Here is a 26,439-nt window from a genome sequence, read left to right as displayed (position 1 = left end):
GGCACCGGCGTCGCGTCAGCGCTTGCGCCGGTTGACCGAGCGCGCGCCCAGCAGGAGAACCAGGATCGCGATGATGCCGCCCACCACCAGCATGGTGCGCAGGCCCGCGTGCTCGCGCTCCCGCGGCGGGCCGGCCAGGATGTCGGCGGTGTCCTTCGGCGGGGGAGAGGCCAGCACCACGTCGGCCTCGGTGGGTGCGTCGGGCCCCGGCAGGGTCCCCACCGAGGTCGCCGCCGGGAGGGCAAAGGCGTAGTCGAGGAGGTCGGCGGCCTGGCGCCACGGGCGCGACGGCTCCACCTCGGCCTGCAACAGGGTGACCACCAGCCTGCGCCCGTCGCGCTGCGCGGCGGCCACGAAGGTCTGTCTGGCGTCGTCGGTGAACCCGGTCTTGCCGCCCAGCGCGCCCTCGTAGTTGTACAGCAGCTGGTTGTCGTTGCCGATGGGAAAACCCGGGTGGTCGGTGTCGTCGAGGATGGTGGGGTTCTTCGGATAGCCGGGGAAGTCGACCTGCTCGGTGCGGATCAGTTCGGCGAACAGCGGCAGGGTCATGGCGTCGCGGAACAGCACCGCCAGGTCGTAGGCCGAGGTGCTCATGCCGGGCCCGTCCAGTCCCGACGGGGTCGCGGCGCGGGTGTCCAGCGCCGACAGCGACTTCGCCCGCTCGTTCATCAGCCGCACGGTCGCCTCGTCGCCGCCGAGCTGCGCGGCGATCGCGTGCGCGGCGTCGTTGCCCGACGCCATGATCAGGGCCTGCATGAGCTGGCGATTCGTGTAGCGCCCGCCGGGGCCGATGCCCACCCGGGTGCCCTCCATATCGGCGTCGGCCTGGGTGCCGACGACCTCGGTATTCATATCGAGTTCCCGCAAGGCCACCGCCGCCAGCAGCACCTTGATCGTGCTCGCCGGGCGGTAGCGCCCGTGCGGGTCCTTGGCCGCGAGCACTTCGCCGGTGTCCAGATCGGCCACCAGCCACGCGGTCGCGGACAGGTCGCGCGGCGCGGACGGCGCGCCGTCGGGCAGCACCACGCCGCACTCGCCCATCCGCGGGCCGCCGATCGGCGTGGCCGGAACGGGCAGCGGACTCGGCGTCGGCTGCCCGGGGCGCGGCACCTCGGAGGAGTCGACCGGCGCGGGTGGCTGGGTGCGCTGCGGGCACGCGTCGGTGTTCGGCGTGGTGAACGGCGTCGTGGTGGTGGTCGACGGCGTCGCGAAGGCGGGCGCGGCGCCGCCGAGCACGGCGACGACGGCGAGCACGCTCGCGAGGCGGCGCGCCGTGCGGCGGTGCGTGGGCGGGATCGTCATCACCGGCGAGCCTAACGGGCGCGCCGTTGTATCACGCTGTGAGTCAAGCGATCTTGGTGTCGCGCAGCGCACGCAAGGGGGTGTCGTCGTCCATGGACTCGAAGAATCCGCCGATCACGTCCTCGATCTGGGCGATCGACTCCGCGCAGTACAGCACCGGTTGATAGTGGGTGATGTCGTAGACGGCGGTGCCCATCGCGACCACGTCCAGCGGGCGCAGCTCCGCGTGGCGGAACTCCTCGATCTCGCCGTAGGAGGACAGCAGGCCCGCGCCGTAGCAGCGGACCTCACCGCCCTCGCGCACCACACCGAACTCCAAGGAGAACCAGAAGACGTCGGCGAGGAACTTCAACGCCGTCTCCGTGGTGAGCCGGGTGACGGCGTTGCCCACCGTCTCGTAGAGGGCGGCGAAGCGCGGGCTGGCGATCTGGTTCGCGTGGCCCACGATCTCGTGGATGGCATCCGGCTCCGGGGTGTACAGCGGCGCGGAGTGGTGCCGGATGTATTGGGTGGAGTGGAACACCCGCTCGGCGAACGAACCGAAGAACTCGCGCAGCGGCACCAGGCCGGCGGCGGGCACGTAGCGGAAGCCGGTCAGCGGGGCCAGCGCCGCCGACACCTCGTCCAGCTGCGGGATGCGGTCGGCGGGCAGGGCGAGCCGCTCGGCGGCCGCCAGCACCTCGGCACACGCGTACTCGCGATGTTTGCGGGCGAGTTCGGCGGACGCGATGCGCCACACCCGCTGTTCGTCGTCGGTGTAGGCGATCCTCGGCGCGGGTTCGCCCGGCGTGTAGGCCAGCGCCATGGCGGCGATCGCGTTGCGGCGAGCGCGGTACGCGGAGTCGTGCACGCCGGGATGCTCGTCGCTCAGGTGCACCGTCACGTCGCCGTCGACGCGGCGGGTCACCGGCGAATACAACTGCGCCTCGGTGAACATACTTCGATGCAAGCACCGCCGGTCCGATTCGACAACGAAGGCGCGCCCAGCTGCGCAAACTGCCTAGCTGACCGGCCGGCTCCGGCCCTCATCCGGCGCCGTGGCCGGAAACCCGGGCACGGCCGCGCGAGTGCCGAGAACGCGATTTGCCGGACATGAGCCAGGGTCATGACGCAAGATGGCGAAAGCGTGAAGGAGGACGCATGCGAACCGTGCGGATCGATCTCGACCAGAAACTGCTGGCGGCCGCCGCCGCGATCATGGGGACGTCCACCAGCAACGCCACCGTGAACGAGGCGCTGCGCCGCATCGTCGTGCACGAGCGGCAGCTGCACCACATCGAGAAACTGGCCGCGGGCGCCCTGGTCGGGCTGCCCGCCCCGGTCATCGACGCCGACCGCTGACCGGCCTAGCGATCACGGTGTCGCGCAGCGGGTGTCGGACGGCAGGGTGAGCTCGACCAGGTAGTCGAGTACCGGTTCGTCCACGCAGGTGAGCCCCAGGAACGACACACCGTGCTGGGTGCCCTCCACGGTGATCAGCGGGGAGTCGAACGACCGGGCCAGCCGCACCCCGCCCTCGTACGGTGTGGCGGGATCGCCCGTCGAGGCGACGACCACGACCTTCGGCAGACCGGGCGTCTCGGGCACGTGCGGCTGCCAGTTGGGCGGCACCGGCCAGAACGCGCACTCGTCGAGCGCCTTGGTGTCGAACTCCGGGCCGGGATCGAAGATCGGCGCCGCCTCCCGGCCGCGGCGTTCCCGCGCGGCGGCCACGGCCCGGTCGGTGACGCGCGTGTCTTCCAGACAGCGCACCGCCTGGTACACATCCCAGCTCACGCCCTCGTCGTAGTCGTCGGACAGCGTGGTCACCCCTGCCATGCCCGTGGCGCCGCCGTCGCGCAACGTGGTGAGCGCCGCGGTGAGGTCGGGCCAGTAGAGCGGGGAGTACAGCGCGGCCGTCACGGCCGACGTCACGGTGGCGTAGTCGGCGAGGCCACGCGCGGGGTCGCGCAGGATCGGCCGCACCAGCGCCAGGTAGTTCTCGGTGGCGCGGGACGGGTCGGTGCCGAGCGGGCAGTCCGGCGCGCGGGCGCAGTCGGTGGCGTACTCCTCGAACGCGCGCTGGAACGCGGCGTTGCTCGCCACCGGGTCGTCGATGTCGGAGGCGGGGTCGATCGGGCCGTCGAGCACCATGGCGCGCACCCGGTCGGGGAACATCTGGGCGAAGGTGGAGCCGAGCCGGGTGCCGTAGGAGAAGCCCAGGTAAGTCAGCTTCTCGTCGCCCAGCACCGCGCGGATGACGTCGAAATCCCTGGCCACGTCGACGGTGCCGATATTGGCGAGCAGCGTGCGCCCGGACCCGTGCACGCAGGACATGGCGTAGTCCTCGCTCTCCTCCTCGAGCTGGTCGACCTCCCCGAACACCCAGGTGGAGCTCGCGCCGATCGCGTCCTCGCGCATCTGCTCCTCCGACCGGCACACCAGGCGCGGCGAGGAGGCGCCGACACCGCGCACGTCCACGCCGATCACGTCGAAGTGCCGCGGCAGCGGGGTGTCCTTCAGCGTGCTCGGCAGCGACAGCCCGGCGCCGCCGGGGCCGCCGGGATTGGTGAGCAGCGAGCCGAGGCGCGCGCCCTCGGCGGGCAGCCGCGAGATCGCGATGCGCGCGACCTCGCCGTCGGGGTCGGCGTAGTCGAGCGGGACGTCGATCCGCGCGCAGTCCAGACCCTCGGCCGACAGTCCCTCGCCGCCGGCGTAGTCGTCGCAGCTCTCCCACGTGACCTGCTGCGCGTAGAACCGGTCGAGCGTGGGCGCGGGCGGGGCGGCGGGTTCCGCGCCGCCGCACCCCGCGATCGCCAGCAGTAGCGCGGCAATCGCCGCGCCCCTCCCGCGCCGGCCGTCGATTCTCCTGCGCTCCAGCACCATTCGCCTCCCCGTGATCCGGCTCGCGACCAGTCTGCCCGATGGCCCCGTCGCGGCGCGCGCCGGTGGGTCGCGTTCGTCCGGTTCACCCGGCCTGTCGGTGGCCACTGGCATGATTCGGGGACCACACCGCACGCGAGGGGGACTGATGCCGGTATCGATCGCCGAGCTGCCCGTCGGCCAGCGTCCGAGGGAGCGGCTGCTCTCCCTCGGACCGCACGCGTTGAGCGACAGCGAGCTGCTCGCGTTGCTGTTGCGGCATGGGCGGCGCGGCACCAGCGCGCTGGACGTGGCCGCCGAACTGCTCGCCGAACACGGCGGTGTCGCGGGGCTGGCGGCGGCGCGCCCCGAGGAACTGTCGCGCTGGGCCGGGGTGGGTGTGGCCAAGGCGGCCGCCATCATCGCGGCCTTCCAGCTGGCCAGTCGGGCCGACAGCGTGCGCGACGCGCCGCCGCTGCTGTCCCGCTCCGCCGATGTGGCGCGGGTGGCGCGGCCCCTGTTCGCGGGCGCGCGGTCCGAACGGCTGCTGGTGCTGGTGTGCGATGCGGGAAACCGGGTGCGCCGCAGCGTCTTCGTGGCCGAGGGCGCGGTGGACCGGGTGGCGGTCCCGGTGCGGGAGATCCTCAACACCGTGCTGCGCCACGACGGCCGCGCCTTCGCCCTGGTGCACAACCACCCGTCCGGCGGTGCCGACCCGAGTCCGGCCGACCGGGCGGCCACCGCCCTGGTGCGCGCCGCGGCCGACACCGTGGGCCTGCGGTTCCTCGACCATGTCGTCGTCGCGGGCGCGCGGTGGTCGGTCGCCGACCCATACGACTGAGCGGCGTGAACGACGCAGGCCGCCCGCGTCTTTCGACGGGGCGGCCTGCGCGGGAACCGGGTGGGTCAGCGGGTGAAGAGCAGGGCCCGCTTGACTTCCTGGATGGCCTTGGTGACCTCGATGCCACGGGGGCACGCGTCGGTGCAGTTGAAGGTGGTGCGGCAGCGCCACACGCCCTCCATGTCGTTGAGGATGTCCAGGCGCTCCCTGGCGCCCTCGTCGCGGCTGTCGAAGATGAAGCGGTGCGCGTTCACGATCGCGGCCGGGCCGAAGTAGCTGCCGTCGGCCCAGTACACCGGGCACGAGGTGGTGCAGCAGGCGCACAGGATGCACTTGGTGGTGTCGTCGAACCGCGCGCGGTCGGACTGGCTCTGGATGCGCTCGCGGGTCGGTTCGTTGCCGGAGGTGATCAGGTACGGCTTCACCGCGCGGAACGCGTCGAAGAACGGCTCCATGTTCACCACGAGGTCCTTCTCCACGGGCAGGCCGCGGATCGGCTCGACGGTGACGGTGAGCTCCTTGTCGCCCTTGGGCAGCATGTCCTTCATCAGGAGCTTGCAGGCCAGCCGGTTCACACCGTTGATGCGCATCGCGTCCGACCCACACACGCCGTGTGCGCAGGACCGGCGGAAGGTGAGCGTGCCGTCCAGGTAGGACTTGATGTACATCAGCACGTTCAGGAACCGGTCGGTGGGCAGCACGGGCACCTGGAACGACTCCCAGTGCTGGCCCAGCTCGTCCTCCGGGTTGAACCGCGCGATCTTGACCGTGATCATGGTCGAGCCCTCGGGGACCGGTGCGGCCTTCTGGGGCGTTTCGGCAACGGCAGTCATCAGTACTTACGCTCCATCGGCTCGTAACGGGTCTGCACGACCGGCTTGTAGTCGAGGCGGATGTCGGAGTTGAGCTCCGGTCCCGTCTTGTACGCCATGGTGTGGCGCATGTAGTTGACGTCGTCGCGGTCCGGGTAGTCCTCGCGGGCGTGGCCGCCGCGCGATTCCTTCCGGTTCAGCGCGCCCGCCACCGTGACCTCCGCCAGCTCCAGCAGGAAGCCGAGCTCGACGGCCTCGAGCAGATCGCTGTTGTAGCGACGGCCCTTGTCCTGCACCGTGATCCGCGAGTACCGCTCCTTGAGCACGTGGATCTCGGTGAGCATCTCCTTGAGGCTGTCCTCGGTGCGGTACACACCGGCCTTGTCGTCCATCGCGGCCTGCAGCTCGGTGCGGATGTCGGCGACGCGCTCGTTGCCGTGATCCGACAGGATCAGCGCCAGCCAGTCCTGCACCATCCGCGCCGGGTTCTCCGGCATCTCCACGAACTCGGCGCGCTGCGCGTACTCGGCGGCGGCGATGCCCGCGCGGCGGCCGAACACGTTGATGTCGAGCAGCGAGTTGGTGCCGAGGCGGTTCGCGCCGTGCACCGACACGCACGCGCACTCGCCCGCGGCGTACAGACCGGGGACGATGTCGGTGTTGTTGCGCAGCACCTCACCGCGGATGCGGGTCGGGATGCCACCCATGACGTAGTGACAGGTCGGCATCACCGGCACCGGCTCCACCACCGGGTCCACGCCCAGGTAGGTGCGGGAGAACTCGGTGATGTCGGGCAGCTTCTCTTCGAGCACGTCCTCGCCGAGGTGGGTCACGTCGATGAGCACGTAGTCCTTGTTCGGACCGGCGCCGCGGCCCTCGCGCACCTCCTGGACCATCGAGCGGGCGACGATGTCGCGCGGCGCGAGGTCCTTGATGGTGGGGGCGTAGCGCTCCATGAACCGCTCGCCGTCGGCGTTGCGCAGGATGCCGCCCTCGCCGCGGACCGCCTCGGAGATGAGGATGCCCAGGCCGGCCAGGCCCGTCGGATGGAACTGGTGGAACTCCATGTCCTCGAGCGGCAGGCCCTTGCGGAACACGATGGCCATGCCGTCACCGGTCAGGGTGTGGGCGTTGGAGGTGGTCTTGTACATCCGGCCCGAGCCGCCCGTCGCGAAGACGATCGACTTGGCGTGGAAGACGTGCAGCTCACCGGTGGCCAGCTCGTAGGCGACCACGCCGGTGGCGACCGGACCGCGCTCGGTCTCGGTGAGCACCAGGTCCAGGACGTAGAACTCGTTGAAGAACTCCACGTCGTGCTTGACGCAGTTCTGGTACAGCGTCTGCAGGATCATGTGGCCGGTGCGGTCGGCGGCGTAGCACGCGCGCCGGACCGGGGCCTTGCCGTGGTCGCGGGTGTGGCCGCCGAAGCGCCGCTGGTCGATGCGGCCCTCGGGCGTGCGGTTGAACGGCAGACCCATCTTCTCCAGGTCGAGCACCGCGTCGATGGCCTCCTTGGCCATGATCTCGGCGGCGTCCTGGTCGACGATGTAGTCACCACCCTTGACGGTGTCGAAGGTGTGCCACTCCCAGTTGTCCTCTTCCACGTTCGCCAGCGCGGCGCACATGCCGCCCTGGGCCGCGCCGGTGTGGCTGCGGGTGGGGTAGAGCTTGGTCAGCACGGCGGTTCGCACCCGGGGACCCGCCTCGATCGCGGCGCGCATCCCCGCGCCGCCGGCACCGACGATCACGACGTCGTAGCGATGCTCTTGAATCGGTCGAGAGTCACTCATCGAGGTCGCCTGTTCCTAACTGATGTTGGGGTCGAAGGTGAAGATGACGTAGGTGCCGACGCCCATGACCAGGATCATCGAGATGACCAGCGCGGTCTTGAGCCAGAACCGGGTCGAGTCCTTGCGGGAGTAGTCATCGATGATGGTGCGCAGGCCGTTGCCGCCGTGCAGCTGGGCCAGCCACAGCATGGTGAGGTCCCAGATCTGCCAGAAGGGGCTGGCCCAGCGACCGGCCACGAAGGCGAAGTTGAGGCGCTTCACGCCGCCGTCGAGCAGCAGCATGATCGTCATGTGGCCGAGCACGAGCACGATCAGCAGCAGGCCGGAGAAGCGCATGAACAGCCACGCGTACTTCTCGAAGTTGTTATTGGACCTGGCGCGCGGAGTGCGGGGCAGATCCAGGCTGGCGGGCCGATCGTAGGACTTGCCGAGAACGGGTGCAGACATAGGGATCAGTGCTCCGTCAGCAGGTAGAAGAACATGCGGCCGATGGCGCCCGCGGCGACGACCGCGGTGATGGCGAGGACGATCCACAGCATCAGGCGCTGGTGGCGCGGGCCCTCGGACCAGAAGTCGACGAGGATCACGCGGACGCCGTTGAGCGCGTGGAACAGGACGGCGACGACCAGGCCCATCTCCATCAGCGCGACGACGGGGGTCTTGTAGACCTCGATGACCTGGTCGTACATGTCCGGACTGACGCGGACCAGCGCGGTGTCCAGAACGTGCACGAAAAGGAAGAAGAAGAGGGTGGCGCCGGTGATCCGGTGCAGGGCCCAGGACCACATTCCGGGGTCGCCTCGGTACAGCGTCTTCCGCTTCGGCTGGGCCGGAGCTTCGATCGTGGTCATAGAGTGCGGTGCCTCCAACGTCGTTGATGGACCCGGTGTCAGGTCCTGGGCCGACCGCATGGAGGTGGCGAATGCCCAGGTGGCTGTGCTGAGCTGTTCCATCGACCCGCCGCCGGGAACCTGAACCGATCTGTTGTGGACTCTAATCCCCTCGCATTCGCGGAACTAATTCGGCGTGCCGTGCGTTGCGCGACAATGGGCCGGGTTAGGTTTACCTTTCTCGACGCGAAAAGGGGTGTGCGGTGGGTTCCGCACGGCCCGGTGACGGTGCTGGCGCGGAAGGTGCGCGATGTCGGAAATTGATTGGAAAGACCTGCGCGACAACGCTATTCGTGTTATGCGCAATGCCTATGCTCCGTACTCGCGCTTCCCGGTGGGCGCCGCTGCTCTCACCGCGGAAGGCGCCATTGTGAGCGGGTGCAATGTGGAGAATGTCTCACTCGGATTAGGCCTCTGCGCCGAAACTGTACTCGTCGGTAACCTATTCGCGCGTGGTGGCGGGCGTCTGCTCGCGGTCTCCGTCAGCGATTCCCGCGGCGAAATCCTGATGCCCTGCGGCCGCTGTCGCCAGGTCCTCTACGAACACGGCGGACCCGGACTCCTCGTCGACCACCGGTCGGGCCCCACCACCCTGAGCGCACTGCTGCCCGACGCCTTCGGCCCCGACGACCTCGCCGCCGGGCAGCGGTAGGGCCTCAGCAGTCGGCTTCGAACGACTCGTCGATCTCGGCCTCGGTGGGCATCGCGACGGCGCCGACCGTGATGGGTGGTAGTCCCAGGTGCCGCATGATCTGAGCGATGCCATAGCCGAGGGTCGTGTTCTGCTCGGCCAGGCGGGTGGTGAAGATCGTGACCCGCCTGATGTCGCGGAGCACGGTCTCTTCGAAATCGGACACCGGGTGCTCGAGTTTCGTGAGGTGGCGGTCGAGGCCGGTGACGCGATGGTCGATGCCGAGGTAGCTCATGATTCCCTCTTGCTTCGAATGATGCCGCGAGGCTATCGGAAGGTTCCGACAGGAACCAGGGACGACGGAGTGTCGTGACAGACTTGCCGATGTGACGGCACTGGACGCGGTTTCGATCATCAGGGCCAAGCGTGACGGCGGGGAGCTGTCGGACGCGCAGATCGACTGGGTGGTGGACGCGTTCACCCGCGGCGCGGTGGCCGACGAGCAGATGGCGGCGCTGGCCATGGCGGTGGTGTGGCGGGGGATGTCGCGGCGCGAGACGGCCCGGTGGACGGCGGCCATGATCGCCTCGGGGCGGCGGATGGACTTCACCGATCTGCCGCGGCCGACGGTGGACAAGCATTCGACGGGCGGGGTGGGCGACAAGATCACCTTGCCGCTCGCGCCGCTGGTGGCGGCGTGCGGCGCGGCGGTGCCGCAGCTGTCCGGGCGCGGGCTCGGCCACACCGGCGGCACCCTGGACAAGCTGGAGTCCCTGGCGGGCTGGCGGGCCGACGTGCCGGTGGACCGGATGCGCGAGATCCTGGCCGACCCCGCGATCGGCGCGGTGGTGTGCGCGGCGGGCGCCGACCTCGCGCCCGCCGACAAGCGGCTCTACGCGCTGCGCGATGTGACCGGGACGGTCGAATCGATCCCGCTCATCGCCAGTTCGATCATGAGCAAGAAGATCGCCGAGGGCACGGCGGCGCTGGTGCTGGACGTGAAGGTGGGTGCGGGCGCGTTCATGAAGGACGCGGCCGCGGCGCGCGAACTGGCCGCCGCCATGGTCGATCTGGGCGCCGACGCGGGGGTGCGCACCGTCGCGCTGCTCACCGCGATGGACACCCCGCTCGGGCGCACCGCGGGCAACGCGCTCGAGGTGGCGGAGTCGGTGGAGGTGCTGGCCGGCGGCGGCCCGGCCGACGTCGTGGAGCTCACGCTCGCGCTGGCGCGGGAGATGGTGGCGCTGGCGGGCGTGGACGCCGACCCAGCGCGGGTGCTGGCCGACGGGCGCGCCATGGACCACTGGCGCGCGATGGTCCGGGCGCAGGGCGGCGATCCGGACGCACCGCTGCCGCGCGCCGAGCACACCGAGATCGTTCGCGCTTCCGCCGACGGTGTGGTCACCCGCCTCGACGCGATGGGCGTGGGCCTGGCGGCCTGGCGCCTCGGTGCCGGTCGCGCCCGCCAAGGCGACCCGGTGCAGGCCGGGGCGGGCGTCGAGATGCACGCCAAACCCGGCGATCCGGTCCGCGCGGGCGAACCGCTGCTCACCCTGCACACCGACACCCCGGGGGCCTTCGCGCCCGCGCTCGCCGCGCTGGAGGACGCGGTGGAGATCGGCGCCGTGGCGCCACCGCCCGCGCCGCTGATTCTCGACCGCATCGGCTGAGCGACCTGGGAACCACACGGCGGGCGGGCGTGCCACACGCACGCCCCGAGGAGGCGGCGGTCACTCGCACGGTGCGGAGGACGAAGGGGCCGCGGTGACCACGCCCGAATAGAAGTTCGGCCATTTCCGACGGGAGAACCGCGCGAACCGGGTGATCAATGTGGGCGTATTTCTTTGCATCGCAGTGTATTTCGCTGAATGCGCCCGATGCACCGCGCCACCCCGAGTGACTCGCCCGCGACGGATTCTGGACCGTTCGGTGGTGGTTCGGCAACGAGATGGTTGCCACGGGGAGAGTCCCCTGCCGATTCGGCGCGGCGCGGCTAACGTGTGGTCATGACAGGACCGATGCCCCTCACTCTCGCCTCGATCCGCCAGGCTCCCAAGGCGCTGCTGCACGACCACCTCGACGGTGGCCTGCGGCCCGCGACCGTGCTGGAGCTAGCCGCCGACTGCGGTTACGACGACCTACCCGCCGCCGACGAGGCCGCGCTGGCGGCGTGGTTCCGCGACGCCGCCGACAGCGGATCGCTGGAGCTCTACCTGGAGACCTTCGCCCACACCGTCGCCGTCATGCAGACGCCGGAGGGGCTGCGCCGGGTGGCGCGCGAATGCGCCCAGGACCTCGCCGCCGACGGTGTGGTCTACGCCGAGGTGCGCTTCGCGCCGGAACAGCACCTCGAGCGCGGGCTCACGCTGGACGAGGTGGTCGAGCACACCCTCGCCGGTTTCCGGGAGGGCGAGGCCGCCGCCGCGGCGGCAGGGCACCCGATCCTGGTGACCTGCCTGCTCACCGCCATGCGGCACGCCGCGCGCTCGCGCGAGATCGCCGAACTCGCGGTGCGCTGGCGCGACCGCGGCGTCGGCGGCTTCGACATCGCGGGCGCCGAGGCGGGCTTCCCGCCCAGCAGGCACTTGGACGCCTTCGAATACATGCGCGCCAGCAGCGCCCACTTCACCATCCACGCGGGGGAGGCGTTCGGGCTGCCGTCGATCCACGAGGCGCTGGCCTTCTGCGGCGCCGACCGCCTCGGCCACGGCGTGCGCATCACCGACGACATCGTGGTGCCCGGCGCGGTGGAGGATGCCCAGCTCGGCTTGGTCGCGAACTACGTGCGGGACATGCGGATCCCGCTGGAGCTGTGTCCGTCGTCGAACGTGCAGACCGGCGCGGTGCCCTCGCTGGACAAACATCCGTTCGACCTGCTGGCCCGGCTGCGCTTCCGCGTCACCGTCAACACCGACAACCGCCTGATGAGCGACACCTCCATGAGCGAGGAGATGCTCAAGCTGGTGGAGACCTTCGGGTACGGGTGGAGCGATCTGGAGCGTTTCACCATCAACGCGATGAAGTCGGCGTTCATCCCGTTCCCCGACCGGCTGCGCATCATCGACGACATCATCAAGCCGGGCTACGCCGTGCTGCTCGGCTGACCGGCCGGATTATCGTGGGATCTTGTGACGATTGTGCAGATCCCCGCCCGCTTCAACGGCCCGCCCGACTCCGGCAACGGAGGTTACGTGGCGGGCCGCGTCGCGGCAGCGCGCGACGAACCCGAGGTCACCGTGATGCTGCGCAGCCCGGTGCCGTTGGAGACGTCGCTGCGGTTACACGAGGGGCGACTTTTCGACGGTGAGCGCCTGATCGCGGAGTCGCGACCCGGCACGTTCGAGCGGGAGGCGCCGAAGCCGGTCGCGCTCGACGTCGCGAAACGCGCGGCGGGCACCTACGAGACCAACGACATGTTCGCGCACTGCTTCGTGTGCGGCAACGCCCGCCCCGACGGACTGCGCATCGAACCGGGACGCGTCGCCGAAGGTGTGGTGGCCTCGCCGTGGACCCCGGACGCCTCGCTGCCGGTGGACGCCACGCTGCTCTGGGCGGCGCTGGACTGCCCCGGCGGCTGGGCCGTGCCCGGGATGCTGGAGTCGCCCGCGCTGCTCGGGTCGATCACCGGCGCCGTCTACGCGCTGCCGGAGGTGGGGGAGACCTGCGTCGTGGTGGGCGAGAGTCACGGCACGCAGGGGCGTAAGCGCTACTCGTCGACCGCGGTGTACGGCGCGGACGAGCGGCTGCTGGGGCGCGCCGAGCACATCTGGATCCAGCTGCGCTGAAAAGCCTTGGGGCCGTGCGGAACACGGCCCCAAGGGGAATCGCTACTGCGGAGTGAGCCGCGCTTCGAAGGCGCGTTCCAGTTCCCGCCAGGACTGGGCCTCCGCCTGGAACGGCGGGTTCGGCGCCATCCGCGCCGGGTCCGGCTCCAGCAGGTAGGAGACGTACCAGCCGAGCGGGGTGGACTTGGCCAGCGCCACCTCCACACCGTCGTCCTCGGCGTAGTCGGCGGCGTCGGTGAACAGCTCGACCGCCAGGTCCAGCTGTTCGGTGTCCACCGCCTCGGGGCCCTCGGCCAAGTCGTCGGCGAGGCCGGGCAGCACGTAGACGTTCTCGTCGTCGACCTCGATCTCGAGCGAACCGTCCACGGCGGCGGTCTGCACCTCGCCGTAGGTGCTCACCCGGGCCAGGTCGTGGTCGTGATCGTCGGCCAGGTAGCGGGCCAGCGCGCGCTCGGAGGTGAACACCGTGATCTCGCCGTCGGAGCCGAGGAAGACCGGCTCGTCGTCGAGGTAGCAGCGCAGCGTGAAGAAGGTGCCGTCGGAGGTGATGATCTTGACGGGGTCGATGCCGACCTCGTGCCAGAACGACTCGTCCTCTTCCTCCTCGTCGTCCTCGTCCAGGTCGACGGGCTCGAACTCGTCCTCGTCGCTCTCGGCCGCGTCGTCGGCGTCGACCACGTTCTCCTCGGCCGCCAGCAGCTCGGCCTCGGCCACCGAGACGGCCGCCGCGTCCACCTCGGGCGTGGCGACCACGCCGTCGATGGCGTCGATGACGGCGTCCCAGTCCTTGGCGATGGCCGCGCCGATCTGGTCCCACAGCTCCTCGCCGTCCCGGCCGACGAACGCGCTCACCCCGCCGGGCAGCGCGCCGAGCACCGGATGCGAGCCGAAAAACTTGGTGACGACCTCCAGCTCGCACACCTCGCCGATATTGCGCACCATGCCGAGGGTGTCCTCGAGCTCGGCGATGGTGTCGACATCGGGATCGCCCGCCGCCAGCTCGGGCACGCCGATCAGGTCGAAGGTGAAGTTCTCCTCCGGCTCCAGCTCCACCGCCGACAGACCCACGACGACCTTCCACGCGGGGTGGTCGATCAGATCGTTGTCGGAGTCGGTCCGGATGAACGCGGCCAGCTCGGCGACGGTCTCGAAACCATAGAGCGAATCCTCGTGTCCGAGGAACGCCATCCACTCGTCGTCACCGTCGCGCCAGCGCGGTGCCCACAGGGTGACGAGATCGCCGTCGGTCAGGCCGAGCTCGATCGGGACGATGTCTCCAGAAGCCATGTGCGGAAGCCTATCGACCTTCCGCGTCGGGCACTATCCGGCCCCGCCGGGCGCGGTCTTCGCCTCCGGGGCGAACGACTCGTTCAGTGTCGCAACGACCTTCGAGCGCTGTGCGCCCGCGTCCTCGGAGGCCTGACGGCAGGCCCACACGATGAGCTGACTCACCTCGGCGGGCGCCATCGATGTGACCGACTCCGCCAAGGTCAGACCCACCAGCGCGCCCTCGCTGTTCACCTCGACGGTGACGGACTCGTCCTCGGTGGTGAACCGCCCGCGGACCTGCTTGAGCCCGAACAGCGCGGCCTCCAGGGCCTCCAGTTTCTGGGTCGCGTTCGCGACGAGCGCGTCCATCTCCGCACTCATGCCTGTGCCCTCCGCTCGCTCATACCGGCTTCATCCAGCTCGTCGGACCCGTATCCGCGTCGTCGATACGGTCCAGCTCGTCGACCGCCTGCTGCCGGGTGGGCAGCCCGAGCCGGTCCAGGATGTCGGCGGGCATCCCGGATTCGGCGAGGATCTCGCGGCGGCGGGCCCGCGCGGCGATCGCGGAGCGCTGCGTGAGGCGCAGGATCTCGTTCGCGAGAGCCTGTGCGCCGTAACGGTATTCGCTGCGCTCGAACTTGATCTCGACGGGCATGCCCTGGTCGGTGGCGCGCACCGCGATGGTGCCCGACCGGTTCTGGCTGACCGCGAGGGTGACGTTGGGGATCTGGCCGTTGGATTGTTCGGTCATGACGTCGGCCTGTAGAACCCGTAGAACTCCATACCCATGTTCTCCGTTCGGATGGAACTGACCGAGACCGGGTCGCCGGCCTCGACGAGCTGCCCGTTGCCGACGACCATGGCGACGTGGCCATCCCAGACGACCAGGTCGCCGGGCATCAGGTCACCCGGCGACACCTGTTGGTGGCCGATGTGCTGTTCCTGGGCCAGGCGCGGCAGTTCGACGCCCGCCTCGCCGTAGGCCCACTTGGTCAGGCCGGAGCAGTCGATGCCCTGGCCGGGGGTGTTGCCGCCCCACACGTACGGCGTGCCGACCGCGCTGAGCGCCTTCTCGACGGCGGTGGCGGCCTGTTCGTTCGGGGCCTCCACGACGCTGCCGTCGGGCAGCGTGACCTTGACGCCGTCCTTGGTGACGCCGGACGAGTTGTTGTCGCTCTTGAGTTTCGAGCTGGGGGAACTCTGGTTGCCGCTCGGGGTGCTGGTCTTGGACGCGCTCTGCACCGCCGTGCTGCCCACGGACGAGAGCAGTGAACCGGCCTGACCGACCATGCCCGTGAGGCCTTGCAGGCCCGAGTTGCCGAGGTTGGTGACCGCGCCGGGAAGCGAGGAGACCGCCGGCGTGGACGGTGCCGGGGTGAGCTGGTTCATCGAGGCCGTGTGGGTGTCCAGCTCGCTGCGCACCCGGCCGACCACGCCGAGGCCCTGGTTCAGGTGGTCGATGGCGCTGCCGACCAGGACCGTGAATCCGGCGGGCGTCGCGATGGTGGGCCCGAGCGCGGTCGCCTGGCTCACGAACGACTGCACGATGGTGTTCAGGTCCTTCTGGCCGGTCTCCACCTCGGCGGCGGCCGCGTCGACCACGGTGGCCATCTCGTTGCCGCGGTCGGAGATGGTGGCCGAGGAGGTCTGCACGCGTAGCGCCTTGGAGGTGGCCGAGTCGGCGGCGACGCCGTCCCACGCGGAGTTCATCTGGTTGATGCTGTTCTTGCCCAGCTGGTGCAACTGGTCGAGCACCGAGGAGGTGGAGGTGAGCGAGGCCGAGGGACCGTCGCTGGGCATCACGCCCGTCCCGAAGCTGCTCAACAGGTCCAGCAAGGGTTTGACGAGGAGGTTGACGTCGATCACGCCGATCACCCGTCCACGTCGGCGGAACGCAGGGCGGCCGCGTTGTTCAGGTCGGTCTCGCTGAGGACCGTCGCGGCGCCCGCCGCCGCCCCGCCCATGCTGGACAGCACCGCCGACAGCTGCGCGATCGAGGCCACGTGGCCGGCGTGCGCGGCCGAGTAGGCGGCCAGGAAATCCCCGCCGATGAGCCCCATGATCGGGCCGAGCAGCGCGGGAGAGGCGCCCGCGGCGTTCGCGGCGGCGCCGGCCATCTCACCGGCCATCGTCCCGGCGGTAGCGGCATAGGCGGCGATACCTTCGGTATCGGCCGAAAACTTCACCATTGTGCTTCCCCCATCTGTTCGTTCCCAGGCAGAGTACGTCATCCAACTGATTCGACGCGCGGCCTTCCCGTTCGGTTCCCTCGCATCGGAAAAATTCTGCGGTGGTCCGGCATCCGGCTCGCCGACGACCTTATCGTTCCCTCATGCGCACGCACACCGTGGACCATCCGCTCGCCGCCGCCCTGCTGACGACGATGCGCGACGCCCGCACACCGAATCCGGTCTTCCGCTCCGCCCTGCGCGACCTGACCGGCCTGCTCGTCTACGAGGCCTTGCGGGACGCCCCGATCACCCGCTACGAGATCGCCACCCCGGTTGCCGTGACCGAGGGTGTGCGCCTGGCGCAACCGCCGCTGCTGGTCCCGGTGCTGCGCGCCGGGCTCGGCATGGTGGACGCGGCGGCCGAACTCGTGCCCAACGCCCAGGTCGGCTTCGTCGGCATCGCCCGCGACGAGACCACCCACCAGCCCGTGCCGTACCTGGAGTCGCTGCCCGCCGACCTCGCGGGCATCCCCGTCTACGTGCTCGACCCGATGCTCGCCACGGGCGGCTCCATGCGCCACACGCTGGAACTGCTCGCGGCCCGCGGCGCCACCGACATCACCGCCGTCTGCGTGGTCGCCGCGCCGGAAGGCATTGCCGCGCTGGAGAACTCGGGGCTGCCGGTGCGCCTGGTGACGGCGGCCGTGGACGCGGGACTCAACGAGAACGCCTACATCGTGCCCGGACTGGGCGACGCGGGGGACCGTCAGTTCGGTCCGCGCTGAGTGCGCGCTACAGCGCCCGGCAGAACTCCGCGAGCGCCGAGAGGCGTTGGGCGGCGGCTCGTCTCGCCTCGGGGAGCGCCGCGTGGCCGTCGACCGGGACCACGACCTCCAGGTAGCACTTGAGCTTCGGTTCGGTGCCCGAGGGACGGATCACCACGCGCGAGGTGTCGCCCTCGAAGATCAGCGCGTCGGTGCGCATCCGGCCGCGCACGGTGAGCAGATCGGTGCACTTCATCGGCTCGCCCGCGATATCGGCGGGCGGGTCGGTACGCAGGCGGGCCACCACGGCGGCGGCCGCGTCGGCGTCGGCCAGGCGCAGGGAGACCTGGTCGCCCGCGTGCAGGCCGAACTCGACCGCGTAGTCGGCGAGGTCGTCGTGGAGCGTGCGGCCGCGCGCCTTCAGCCGGGCGACCAGGTCGACCGCCAGCACGGCGGCGGAGATGCCGTCCTTGTCGCGCACCGTCGCCGGATCGACGCAGTGGCCGATCGCTTCCTCATAGGCGTAGACCAGGCCGTCACCCGCGCGGGCCAGCCACTTGAACCCGGTCAGCGTCTCGGCATAGCGAGCGCCACGGGCAGGGGCCAGCTTCGATAGCAGTCGCGAGGACACGACTGTGGTCGCAACCAGCGAGTCCGGCGGCGCTGTGCGCAAGACATAGTCGCCGAGCAGGACGCCCGTATCGTCGCCCCGCAACATGCGCCAGCCGTCGGGGCCGCGCACACCGACCGCACAACGGTCCGCGTCGGGATCGAGGGCGATGGCGATATCCGCGTCCACCCGATCCGCAAGGGCCAGAAGCAGATCCGCCGCGCCCGGCTCCTCGGGATTCGGGAAAGCGACCGTCGGGAAGTCCGGGTCCGGCGCGAACTGCTCGTCCACCACGTGCACATCGGTGAACCCGGCCGCTACGAGCGCGCCCACCGCGAGCTCGCCGCCGACCCCGTGCAGCGGGGTGAGCGCGACACGGACCTCGGCCCGCTCGCCGGGACCACCGATCGCGGCGGGCAGTCCCGCCACGCGGTCGAGATAGCGCGCCGCGAGGCCGTCACCGGCGGGTTCGACCGGCGCGCGGTCGATCGGCTCGGCGACGGCCTCGATGCACCGCTCGATCTCGGTGTCGGCGGGCGCGATCAGCTGCGAGCCGCCGTCCAAGTACAGCTTGTAGCCGTTGTCGGCGGGCGGGTTGTGCGAGGCCGTGATCTGCACCCCCGCCACCGCGCCCAGCTCGCGCACCGCGAACGCCACCACCGGCGTGGGCAGCGGACGCGGCAGCAGCGTCACGTCGAAACCGGCCGCCGCGAAGATCTCCGCGGTGGCCGTGGCGAAATCGTGCGAACCGTGCCGGGCGTCGCGGCCCACCACCACGCGGCCACCGCCCAGGCAGCGCCCGCGCAGCCACTCGACCACACCGGCCGTCGCGCGCGACACGGTGGTGACGTTCATCCCGTCGGGGCCCTCGCGCAACGGGCCGCGCAGGCCCGCCGTCCCGAACCGCAGCATCTACAGCCGTTCCAGCACGCCGCGCAGCAGCTTGCCCAGGCGCGGCGCCGCCGCCTGGCCCTCGGCCAGCACCTCCGCGTGCGACAGGTGCTCACCCGTCACGCCCGCGGCCAGATTCGTCACCAGCGAGATGCCGAGCACCCGGGCGCCCAGCGCGCGGCACGCGATGGCCTCCAGCACCGTCGACATGCCGACCAGATCGGCGCCGACGGTGCGCAGCATGCGGATCTCGGCGGGCGTCTCGTACTGCGGACCGATGAGACCCGCGTACACACCCTCGGTCAAGCTCGGATCGACCTCGCGGGCCAGGGCGCGCAGCTCCGGATCCCAGGCGTCGACCAGGTCCACGAACGTCGCGCCGGTCAGCGGGGAGCGCGCCGTGAGGTTCAGGTGATCGTTGATCAGCACGGCCTCGCCGACCCGCAGGCCGGGACGGATACCGCCCGCCGCGTTCGTCAGCACCACGACCTCCGCGCCCGCGGCCACCGCTGCCGCCACCGGGTGCACCACCTGCGCGGGCTCGTAGCCCTCGTACAGGTGCTGGCGGCCCATCAGCAGCAGCACCGGGGTGGCGCCGACCGCGACCGAATGCACCACGCCCACATGGCCTTGCGCGCTCGGCGTCCCGAACCCGGGCAGCTCCGGCATCGGCACCGACGCGGTGGGCGCGCCGATCTCCGCCGCCGCCTCCTGCCACCCCGACCCCAGCACCACCGCGACCCGGTGACGCGGCACTCCAGTACGTTCGGCGATCGCCTCCGCGGCCTGTTCGGCAAGCATGCCGCCACACTACTGCGTTGGTGCCCCCGGCGGCTGCGTTGGTGCCCCCGGCGGCGGGTGGACGGCGATGGGCGGGTCAAGCCTCTGCGCACGGGTGACGCGGACGGTAGGGCGAGCCCGGGGGCGGGTGTGCCCGGTGTTTTTGGCGCGAGACGGCCGCGAACGGTCGGTCGTCGGGCTCCCTCCCCGGGGTGGCGGGGAGAGCGCGGATCTTGCGTTTTCGCAGCAGGTCGGGGCGCGTCCGGGGTTGCTGTGCCGAGGTGTTGCCGAGTGCCGCCCGGCCGGGGCTACCCGCGAGTAGGGGTTGGTCCGGCGGGGTTATACGCTGCACGCATGCCGTATCTGGATCGTCAGGGAGATGTGTTCGTGCTGCACCTCGGGAACGAGGGGCAGACCGACAGCGAGAACCGTTTCCACCCGGACTGGATCGACGAACTGCACGGGCTGCTCGACACCGTGGAGGCCTCCGAGGGGCCCGCGGCGCTGGTGACGACGGCGACCGGCAAGTTCTACAGCAACGGCCTCGACACCGACTGGCTGTTCGGCAACCTCGGCGAGATGCACGGCTACCTGGACAAGGTGCACTCGGTCTACACGCGGCTGCTGACCTTCCCGCTGCCCACCGTCGCCGCCGTCAACGGGCACGCGTTCGGCGCGGGCGCCATGCTCGCCACCTCGCACGACTTCCGCGTGATGCGCGCCGACCGCGGCTTCTGGTGCCTGCCGGAGGTGCACCTCGGGATGCCGTTCACCGTCGGCATGAACGCCCTGCTCACCCATCGCCTGAGCAACCAGGTGTGTGTGCAGGCTATGACCACCGGCCACCGCTTCCCGGCCGATCAGGCCATCGCGGCGGGCATCGTGGACGAGGCCGCCGACGCCGAGGCGTTGCTGCCCGCCGCCGTCGCGCGGGCCGCGGCACTGGTGGGCAACCGCAAGCCGAACCTGCCCATCATCAAGCGCGCGCTGCACGCCGACGCGCTCGCCGGACTCGCGGTGCCGACCAGCCCGGAGAACCTGGCGTTCGCCGTGGGCTGAGCCCGGCCACGCCCGCGCCGGGCGACACCGATGCGACGGGCGCGCGGCGCAGTGCCAGACTGTGTGCCATGCCACCACCGCGCAGCGGGCCACCGGAGACGAGCGGCGCGACGCGCGCCGTCCGCGCCGACGACGCCGCCGCGACCTCGGACGCCGCCGTGTGGGCGGCGCGTGACCGGCTCGTCGACCTGTCGCACGCCATCCACGCCGAACCGGAGCTGGCTTTCGAGGAGACGCGCAGCGTCGCCAAGACCATCGCGCCGCTGGCCGAACGCGGCTTCGAGATCGAGACCGGTGTCGCCGAGCTGCCCACGGCGTTTCGAGCACGCTTCGGCAGCGGCGCGCTGACCGTCGGGATCTGCGCCGAATACGACGCGCTGCCCGAGATCGGCCACGCCTGCGGGCACAACATCATCGCGGCGTCGGCGGTGGGCGCGGCGCTCGGCCTGGCCGAGGTGGCCGACGCGCTGGGACTCACTGTCGTGGTGCTGGGCACGCCCGCCGAGGAGAGCGGCGGCGGCAAGGTGCTCATGCTCGAGCGCGGCGCGTTCGACGACATCGCCATGGCGATGATGGTGCACCCCGGTCCCTACGACATCGCGGGCGCGCGATCGCTGGCGCTGGCCGATCTGGGCGTGGTCTTCCACGGGCGCGAGGCGCACGCCAGCGCGGCGCCGGAGATGGGCCGCAATGCGGGCGACGCCGTCACCGTCGCGCAGGTGGCGCTGGGTTTGCTGCGTCAACACCTCCAGCCCGGCCAGCAACTTCACGGTATAGTCGGCGACGGCGGCGTAGCCCCCAACATCGTGCCCGGCCGTGCGGAACTGCTCTACTACCTGCGCGCAGTCGACTCCGCGGCCCTCGACGATCTGATGCGACGCGCATCGGCTTGTTTCGAGGCGGGTGCGCTCGCGACCGGATGCACCCACGAAATCCGGACGCTGGCACCCACATATACCGAGCTGACGCCCGATCCGGCACTACTGTGTGCCTATCGCGAGCAGATCGCCGGCCTGGGACGGGTGCCGATCGCACCGGAACTCGAGGCGCGGCGCCCGCTCGGCAGCACCGATATGGGCAACGTCACCAACGTCATCCCGGGCATCCATCCGGTCATCGGCATCGACGCCGGTGCAGCGGTGACGCATCAGCCCGAGTTCGCCGCGGCGAGCGTCAACGCCTCGGCGGATCGTGCGGTCATCGATGGGGCGATCGCGCTCGCGCGTACCGCCGTGGCCGTCGCCCGCGATGAAGAACACAGAGACAGGTTGTTGCAACGACTGCTCCAACGACAGGAGGACATTCGGTGAGCACTTCCGGCCGATCGGGGGCGCGAGGCATGGGCCCCGAGGCGTCGGCACGCGGTATCGCGGAGGGTCCCGCGAGCGCCGCGCTGTCGAACGCCTCGGCACGGGCGACGGGACCCAAGGCCGCGGCCTGTCTCGTCCCCGACGCTCCCGGCAGGGCCGACTCCGCGACGACGGCGCGCCGCCTGGTGGACGGCTGGCTGGTCGAGCACGCCGACGACCTGGTGCAGTGGCGCAGGCACATCCACGCCAACCCGGAACTGTCGCGCACCGAGTTCGCCACCACCGAGTTCGTCGCCACCTGGCTCACCAAGGCCGGCCTGAACCCGCAGCGCATGCCGGGCGGCACCGGCCTGATCTGCGATATCGGCCCGGAGGGTCCGCGCATCGGCCTGCGCGCCGATATGGACGCGCTGCCGTTGCAGGAGTTCACCGGGCTCAGCTTCGCCTCGACCGTGCCCGGCGTCTCGCACGCGTGCGGCCACGACGCGCACACCACCATCCTGCTCGGCACCGCGCTGGCGCTGGCGGAGGTGCCCGACCTGCCCGTCGGCGTGCGGCTGGTGTTCCAGCCCGCCGAGGAGGTCATGCCTGGCGGCGCCATCGATATGGTCGCCGCGGGTGCGATGGAGGGTGTGGAGCGGATCTTCGCGCTGCACTGCGATCCGCGCCTCGAGGTGGGCCGGGTGGGCGTGCGGGTCGGTGCGATCACCTCGGCCGCCGACACGGTGGAACTCGTGCTGGACTCGCCGGGCGGCCACACCTCGCGCCCGCACCTGACCAGCGATCTGGTGTACGCGATCGGCACCGTGATCACCGGGCTGCCCGGCTTGCTGAGTCGCCGCATCGACCCGCGCACCAGCACGGTGATGGTGTGGGGTGCGGTGTCGGCGGGCAAGGCGCCCAACGCGATTCCGCAGACCGGCATGCTCACCGGTACGGTGCGCACCGGCGATCACGCGACGTGGTCGCTGCTGGAGCCGATGGTGCACGAGATCGTCGACGGCCTGCTCGCCCCCACCGGCGTGCGCTACCAGCTCAACTACCGCCGCGGCGTGCCGCCGGTGGTCAACGACGAGCACTCGACCCGCGTGTTCGAGGACGCCATCCGCGCCCTCGGCCCCGACGCGCTGGCCGACACTCCGCAGTCCGGCGGCGGCGAGGACTTCTCCTGGTACCTGGAGGAGGTCCCCGGCGCCATGGCGCGCCTGGGCGTCTGGTCCGGCCACGGCGACCAGCTCGACCTGCACCAGCCGACTTTCGACATCGACGAACGCGCCCTCGCGGTAGGCGTACGAGTCCTGACGAACATCGTGCTGCAACAGCCGCCGCGCTAGCCGGTTTGCCGCTCCCCGGGCTCGTCCCGGGGAGCGCCCCTACCCCGAGAAGTTCCCCGGTCCCACGTTCCGGCTGTTGCGCGTGCGCAAACCGTGCACGTATTCCTCTGGCGCGCCTGCCTTTTCGGCGGCGTCGGCGATCACGCCGAGGTAGCGGGCCGAGGGGTGCCCGCCCTCGTAGGCGTCCAGGACGTAGAGCCAGGCCAGGCGGGGTTCGGTGCCGCTGCCGGGGCTGGGGGTGACGCGCAGGCGGATCTTCTTGTGGATGCCGAAATCCGAACCCTCCCAGCGGTCCAGGCGCTGTTCGTCCTCGGGGGACACGTCGTAGAGCACCACGAACACGCGCGAGCCCGGGTCCTCGACGACCGTGGCCAGCGGCCCTTCCCACCCGATGTCGTCGCCGGCGAAGGTGAGTCGCCAGCCCTCCAGCCATCCGGTCCCGTTCATGGGGGAGTGCGGGCAGCGCTCGAGCATCTGGGACGGATCCATGTTGGACCCGTAGGCGGCGTAGATCGGCACGTGCAAGAGCGTAGCCAATAACCGCGCGGGATCTTCCGTATCCCGCCCATATGACGCCGTGTTCGCCGGGCACGGTGCGGCTCACGACGCCGCGACCACTAACGTTGTGCCCGGTACCGGAGATCCCGGTCGACAGCCCGAGCGGAGGTATCCATGACCCGCATTGCGATCATCGGCGGCGGACCGGCCGGTTACGAAGCGGCTCTCGTCGCGGCCCAGCACGGCGCGGAGGTGACGCTGATCGACCGCGACGGCATCGGTGGCGCGTGTGTGCTGTGGGACTGCGTCCCCTCCAAGACCTTCATCGCCTCGACCGGAGTGCGCACGGATCTGCGCCGGGCCAAGGATCTGGGCATCACGCTCGACCCGAGCCAGGCCGCGGTGCGGCTGCCCGAGGTGAACGCCCGCGTGAAGGCGCTGGCGCTGGCCCAGTCCTCCGACATCCGGTCCAAGCTGCAGTCGGCCGGGGTGACGGTGGTGTCGGGCCGGGCCGAGTTCACCGGCGCCGCGCAGGGCCGTGGCCCGCACCGCCTGCTGGTGCGCGCCGATGGCGGCGCGGAACGCGAGCGGGTGCTCGAGGCCGAGGTGGTGCTGATCGCGACGGGCGCGAGCCCGCGGGTGCTGCCGGGCGCGGAGCCCGACGGTGAGCGCATCCTGACCTGGCGCCAGCTCTACGACCTGCGCGAACTGCCGGAGACCCTGGTGGTGGTCGGTTCCGGTGTCACGGGCGCCGAATTCGTCTCGGCCTACACGGAATTGGGCGTGCGGGTGAAGCTGGTGTCCAGCCGCGACCGGGTGCTGCCCGGCGAGGACGCCGACGCGGCGCTGGTGCTGGAGGAGGCGCTGGCCGAGCGCGGCGTGGAACTGGTCAAGCACGCGCGCGCCGACGCGGTGGAGCGCACCGCCGAGGGCATCGTGGTGAAACTGTCCGACGGCCGCACGGTGAGCGGCACGCACGCGCTGATGACGGTCGGCTCCACTCCCAATACGAGTGATCTCGGTCTCGCGGAAGTGGGCATCGAACTCGACCGCGGCGGCTACCTGCGGGTGGACCGCGTCTCGCGCACTTCGGTGTCGGGCGTCTACGCCGCGGGCGACTGCACGGGCCTGCTGCCGCTGGCCTCGGTGGCCGCCATGCAGGGCCGCATCGCGATGTATCACGCGCTGGGCGAGGGCGTGAGCCCGATCCGTCTGAAGACGGTGGCCTCGGCGGTGTTCACCCGCCCGGAGATCGCGACCGTCGGCGTGAGCCAGACCGCGATCGACAACGGTGAGGTGCCCGCGCGCACCGTCATGCTGCCGCTGAACACCAATCCGCGGGCCAAGATGTCGGGGCTGCGGCGCGGCTTCGTCAAGATCTTCTGCCGCCCCGCGACCGGCGTGGTGATCGGTGGTGTGGTGGTCGCGCCGATCGCCTCGGAGCTGATCCTGCCCATCGCGCTGGCGGTGCAGAACAACCTCACGGTCAACGACTTGGCGCAGACGTTCTCGGTGTACCCGTCGCTGACCGGATCGGTGACCGAGGCGGCGCGCCTGCTCATGCGCCACGACGACCTCGATTGAGTGATGTTGCCTGCACGGGGATTTCACCGCGTTGCCCCGGGGGCGTAGTTGTGGTTGACTCCCCGGCAGAGATGCGATCGGCGGGCGGTCGCGTGTACTGGTGTGGGGGGATGTTTCTTTCCCGAACCGGACAGCGGACGACCTCACGGTTGTCCGGCGATCGAGTGCCGTCTCGCAGGGACAGGCTGAGTGTGACCGCCACGGTCACACCCGGGAAGGAATTGGCGGAAAAGTGAAACATCGTAAGCCGAGTCGGGCGCAGCGAGCGATGGCGAGCACCTCGTTGCCACTGGCCGCAGCGGCCGCGGTGGCGACGCTGCTGGCGGCTCCGGCGGGGGCGGTTCCGAACGATCCGACCACGCCGACCACTCCCGCTCCGGCCCAGCCGGGCACCGGCGAGAGTGACGAGAACCCCCAGGGTAGTCAGCTTCCGGGCGAGGGCGGGCAGGACAATCCGACCCCGAGCCAGCCGGGTGTGAGCACCCCGGACCCCAACCAGGTCATGCCGGAGCAGCCGCAGGATCCGCGACTGGCCACGCCGACGCAGCCGGGTGTCACCCCGCCGCGCGTCGCGCCGCTGCCGGTGCCGGGCCAGCCGGCCGCGAACACCGAGAACGAGGGTGCCGAGCCCACGCCGGTGCAGCCGGGCACCACCTCGCCGGACGCGCCGGAGGGCGAGCAGCCCGAGAATCCGGACGCCCCCGCCGCGGGTGCGGACGAGGACGACGAGGCGAGCGCCGCGCAGCCGGAGCAGCCGTCGGGCACCGACACCCTGGTGCAGGAGCCGCGCTGGGAGGCCCCGCGCCACGAGGCCGCCCCCGCCGCGCCGGTCGTCGAGATGACCGGTCCGCACCAGGAGATCGGCGCGAGCGTCGACGGCGGCACGCTGCTGCCGGGCCACGTCGCCAACACCCACCACTTCAGCAACGAAGCGGGCTACGTCGGCACCATCGGCTACAGCACCCCCTCCGGTCGCGGTGAGGCGGGCGTCTCGGTCGAGTTCGTCGACGTCAACACCATCAAGGTCGCCAGCTTCACCGGTGGCGAGGGCCTGCCCGACAACCAGAGCTCCTTCGTGGTCGACACCACCCAGGTGAACCTGGCGAAGGCCGCGGTCGAGCAGTGGATCGCCGCGCAGCCGGGCGGAGCGGCCGCGCTGGAGGCCGCCTCGCAGGTTAAACTGCCGACGATCGTGCCCGCGGGTGATCTGGCGCCGCAGACGGTCAACGTCGCTGGTGTGACCACCCAGTGGGGTGGTTCGTTCCAGTACTGAGATG

General features: G+C 70.8%; 28 protein-coding genes. 12 read left to right on the top strand and 16 right to left on the bottom strand.

The genetic code is table 11. From position 1 onward, the window contains the following. Positions 1-15: 15 nt before the first annotated feature. Positions 16-1,302: a D-alanyl-D-alanine carboxypeptidase family protein gene (locus OHB21_RS02550; RefSeq protein ID WP_067510687.1), complete on the bottom strand. Its 1,287-nt coding sequence runs from the start codon at positions 1,300-1,302 to the stop codon at positions 16-18. Between the two features lie 43 nt (positions 1,303-1,345). Continuing rightward, complete coding sequence (locus OHB21_RS02545; RefSeq protein ID WP_067510686.1) at positions 1,346-2,239, bottom strand: phenylalanine 4-monooxygenase; 894 nt, start codon at positions 2,237-2,239, stop codon at positions 1,346-1,348. A gap of 203 nt (positions 2,240-2,442) precedes the next feature. Between OHB21_RS02545 and OHB21_RS02540 the strand changes: the two genes are divergently transcribed. Beyond that, positions 2,443-2,643, top strand: a complete 201-nt coding sequence (locus OHB21_RS02540; RefSeq protein ID WP_067510685.1) for a type II toxin-antitoxin system VapB family antitoxin — start codon at positions 2,443-2,445, stop codon at positions 2,641-2,643. 12 nt (positions 2,644-2,655) lie between these two features. On the opposite strand, the gene OHB21_RS02535 is transcribed toward OHB21_RS02540, so the two are convergent. Further along, positions 2,656-4,167, bottom strand: coding sequence for an alpha/beta hydrolase (locus tag OHB21_RS02535; protein ID WP_067510684.1), 1,512 nt, complete (start codon positions 4,165-4,167; stop codon positions 2,656-2,658). A 145-nt stretch (positions 4,168-4,312) separates the two neighbouring features. On the opposite strand from OHB21_RS02535, the gene OHB21_RS02530 reads away from it, so the two are divergent. Further along, a complete protein-coding gene (locus OHB21_RS02530) occupies positions 4,313-4,984 on the top strand; it encodes a JAB domain-containing protein (RefSeq protein WP_195125483.1) in 672 nt (223 codons plus the stop codon). A gap of 65 nt (positions 4,985-5,049) precedes the next feature. Here the strand turns inward: OHB21_RS02530 and OHB21_RS02525 are convergent, their stop codons facing one another. The 4 genes from OHB21_RS02525 to sdhC are packed head-to-tail and all read right to left on the bottom strand — an operon-like array spanning position 5,050 to position 8,437. Further along, positions 5,050-5,817 (bottom strand): succinate dehydrogenase iron-sulfur subunit, encoded by a 768-nt coding sequence (locus OHB21_RS02525; protein WP_067510683.1) that lies wholly within the window; start codon positions 5,815-5,817, stop codon positions 5,050-5,052. Beyond that, positions 5,817-7,586 (bottom strand): succinate dehydrogenase flavoprotein subunit, encoded by a 1,770-nt coding sequence (gene sdhA, locus OHB21_RS02520; RefSeq protein WP_113975323.1) that lies wholly within the window; start codon positions 7,584-7,586, stop codon positions 5,817-5,819. The genes OHB21_RS02525 and sdhA overlap by 1 nt, the downstream gene beginning before the upstream one ends. A gap of 15 nt (positions 7,587-7,601) precedes the next feature. Further along, positions 7,602-8,033 carry a succinate dehydrogenase hydrophobic membrane anchor subunit gene (locus OHB21_RS02515; RefSeq protein WP_067510682.1) on the bottom strand — a complete coding sequence of 144 codons (432 nt, stop codon included), beginning with the start codon at positions 8,031-8,033 and terminating at the stop codon, positions 7,602-7,604. A 5-nt stretch (positions 8,034-8,038) separates the two neighbouring features. Continuing rightward, positions 8,039-8,437: a succinate dehydrogenase, cytochrome b556 subunit gene (gene sdhC, locus OHB21_RS02510; RefSeq protein ID WP_084537800.1), complete on the bottom strand. Its 399-nt coding sequence runs from the start codon at positions 8,435-8,437 to the stop codon at positions 8,039-8,041. A gap of 289 nt (positions 8,438-8,726) precedes the next feature. Between sdhC and OHB21_RS02505 the strand changes: the two genes are divergently transcribed. Continuing rightward, complete coding sequence (locus OHB21_RS02505; RefSeq protein ID WP_067510681.1) at positions 8,727-9,128, top strand: cytidine deaminase; 402 nt, start codon at positions 8,727-8,729, stop codon at positions 9,126-9,128. Positions 9,129-9,132: 4 nt separating this feature from the next. Here OHB21_RS02505 and OHB21_RS02500 read toward each other — a convergent pair whose 3' ends face one another. Beyond that, positions 9,133-9,402, bottom strand: coding sequence for a hypothetical protein (locus OHB21_RS02500; protein ID WP_067510680.1), 270 nt, complete (start codon positions 9,400-9,402; stop codon positions 9,133-9,135). 91 nt (positions 9,403-9,493) lie between these two features. Between OHB21_RS02500 and OHB21_RS02495 the strand changes: the two genes are divergently transcribed. The 3 genes from OHB21_RS02495 (at position 9,494) to OHB21_RS02485 (ending at position 12,892) form a co-directional block, all read left to right on the top strand. Next, positions 9,494-10,777 (top strand): thymidine phosphorylase, encoded by a 1,284-nt coding sequence (locus OHB21_RS02495; RefSeq protein WP_195125482.1) that lies wholly within the window; start codon positions 9,494-9,496, stop codon positions 10,775-10,777. A 336-nt stretch (positions 10,778-11,113) separates the two neighbouring features. Next, the gene (locus tag OHB21_RS02490; RefSeq protein ID WP_195125481.1) at positions 11,114-12,211 is read left to right on the top strand and encodes an adenosine deaminase; all 1,098 of its coding nucleotides are present in this window, start codon (positions 11,114-11,116) and stop codon (positions 12,209-12,211) included. Positions 12,212-12,235: 24 nt separating this feature from the next. Beyond that, entirely contained in the window at positions 12,236-12,892 is a 657-nt protein-coding gene (locus tag OHB21_RS02485) for a hypothetical protein (RefSeq protein ID WP_195125480.1), read from the top strand. A gap of 42 nt (positions 12,893-12,934) precedes the next feature. Here OHB21_RS02485 and OHB21_RS02480 read toward each other — a convergent pair whose 3' ends face one another. From OHB21_RS02480 to OHB21_RS02460, 5 genes are read right to left on the bottom strand one after another with little or no spacing between them, the layout of a single operon-like run. After that, positions 12,935-14,179 (bottom strand): primosomal protein, encoded by a 1,245-nt coding sequence (locus tag OHB21_RS02480; RefSeq protein ID WP_067510677.1) that lies wholly within the window; start codon positions 14,177-14,179, stop codon positions 12,935-12,937. Positions 14,180-14,212: 33 nt separating this feature from the next. Then, positions 14,213-14,542: a YbaB/EbfC family nucleoid-associated protein gene (locus tag OHB21_RS02475; protein ID WP_067510676.1), complete on the bottom strand. Its 330-nt coding sequence runs from the start codon at positions 14,540-14,542 to the stop codon at positions 14,213-14,215. A 19-nt stretch (positions 14,543-14,561) separates the two neighbouring features. Further along, complete coding sequence (locus OHB21_RS02470) at positions 14,562-14,912, bottom strand: hypothetical protein (RefSeq protein WP_067510675.1); 351 nt, start codon at positions 14,910-14,912, stop codon at positions 14,562-14,564. Further along, positions 14,909-16,027: a C40 family peptidase gene (locus tag OHB21_RS02465; protein WP_067510703.1), complete on the bottom strand. Its 1,119-nt coding sequence runs from the start codon at positions 16,025-16,027 to the stop codon at positions 14,909-14,911. Before OHB21_RS02465 ends, OHB21_RS02470 begins: the two co-directional genes overlap by 4 nt. A 5-nt stretch (positions 16,028-16,032) precedes the next feature. Further along, a complete protein-coding gene (locus OHB21_RS02460; protein WP_195125479.1) occupies positions 16,033-16,350 on the bottom strand; it encodes a hypothetical protein in 318 nt (105 codons plus the stop codon). Between the two features lie 143 nt (positions 16,351-16,493). On the opposite strand from OHB21_RS02460, the gene upp reads away from it, so the two are divergent. Next, positions 16,494-17,117 carry a uracil phosphoribosyltransferase gene (gene upp, locus OHB21_RS02455; RefSeq protein ID WP_067510673.1) on the top strand — a complete coding sequence of 208 codons (624 nt, stop codon included), beginning with the start codon at positions 16,494-16,496 and terminating at the stop codon, positions 17,115-17,117. Between the two features lie 7 nt (positions 17,118-17,124). Here upp and OHB21_RS02450 read toward each other — a convergent pair whose 3' ends face one another. Further along, complete coding sequence (locus OHB21_RS02450; protein WP_067510672.1) at positions 17,125-18,618, bottom strand: phospho-sugar mutase; 1,494 nt, start codon at positions 18,616-18,618, stop codon at positions 17,125-17,127. Then, positions 18,619-19,398, bottom strand: coding sequence for a purine-nucleoside phosphorylase (locus OHB21_RS02445; RefSeq protein WP_067510671.1), 780 nt, complete (start codon positions 19,396-19,398; stop codon positions 18,619-18,621). A gap of 333 nt (positions 19,399-19,731) precedes the next feature. Between OHB21_RS02445 and OHB21_RS02440 the strand changes: the two genes are divergently transcribed. From OHB21_RS02440 to OHB21_RS02430, 3 genes are all read left to right on the top strand, one after another. Next, positions 19,732-20,436, top strand: a complete 705-nt coding sequence (locus OHB21_RS02440; RefSeq protein ID WP_067510670.1) for an enoyl-CoA hydratase-related protein — start codon at positions 19,732-19,734, stop codon at positions 20,434-20,436. Between the two features lie 68 nt (positions 20,437-20,504). Then, complete coding sequence (locus OHB21_RS02435) at positions 20,505-21,746, top strand: M20 family metallopeptidase (protein ID WP_084537799.1); 1,242 nt, start codon at positions 20,505-20,507, stop codon at positions 21,744-21,746. A 185-nt stretch (positions 21,747-21,931) separates the two neighbouring features. After that, on the top strand, positions 21,932-23,080 hold the full coding sequence (locus OHB21_RS02430; RefSeq protein WP_407675226.1) for a M20 family metallopeptidase: 1,149 nt from the start codon (positions 21,932-21,934) through the stop codon (positions 23,078-23,080). Positions 23,081-23,119: 39 nt separating this feature from the next. Here OHB21_RS02430 and OHB21_RS02425 read toward each other — a convergent pair whose 3' ends face one another. Then, positions 23,120-23,599, bottom strand: coding sequence for a gamma-glutamylcyclotransferase (locus OHB21_RS02425; protein WP_067510669.1), 480 nt, complete (start codon positions 23,597-23,599; stop codon positions 23,120-23,122). Positions 23,600-23,752: 153 nt separating this feature from the next. On the opposite strand from OHB21_RS02425, the gene OHB21_RS02420 reads away from it, so the two are divergent. After that, entirely contained in the window at positions 23,753-25,162 is a 1,410-nt protein-coding gene (locus tag OHB21_RS02420; protein WP_067510668.1) for an NAD(P)H-quinone dehydrogenase, read from the top strand. Between the two features lie 268 nt (positions 25,163-25,430). Continuing rightward, the gene (locus tag OHB21_RS02415; protein ID WP_228790598.1) at positions 25,431-26,435 is read left to right on the top strand and encodes a hypothetical protein; all 1,005 of its coding nucleotides are present in this window, start codon (positions 25,431-25,433) and stop codon (positions 26,433-26,435) included. The last annotated feature ends 4 nt before the right edge of the window (positions 26,436-26,439 follow it).

Source organism: Nocardia puris, assembly GCF_036051655.1.
Lineage (GTDB): Bacteria > Actinomycetota > Actinomycetes > Mycobacteriales > Mycobacteriaceae > Nocardia > Nocardia puris.
The sequence above is the reverse complement of the archived record's forward strand: the minus strand, read 5'-3'. Positions and strand labels throughout refer to the sequence as shown.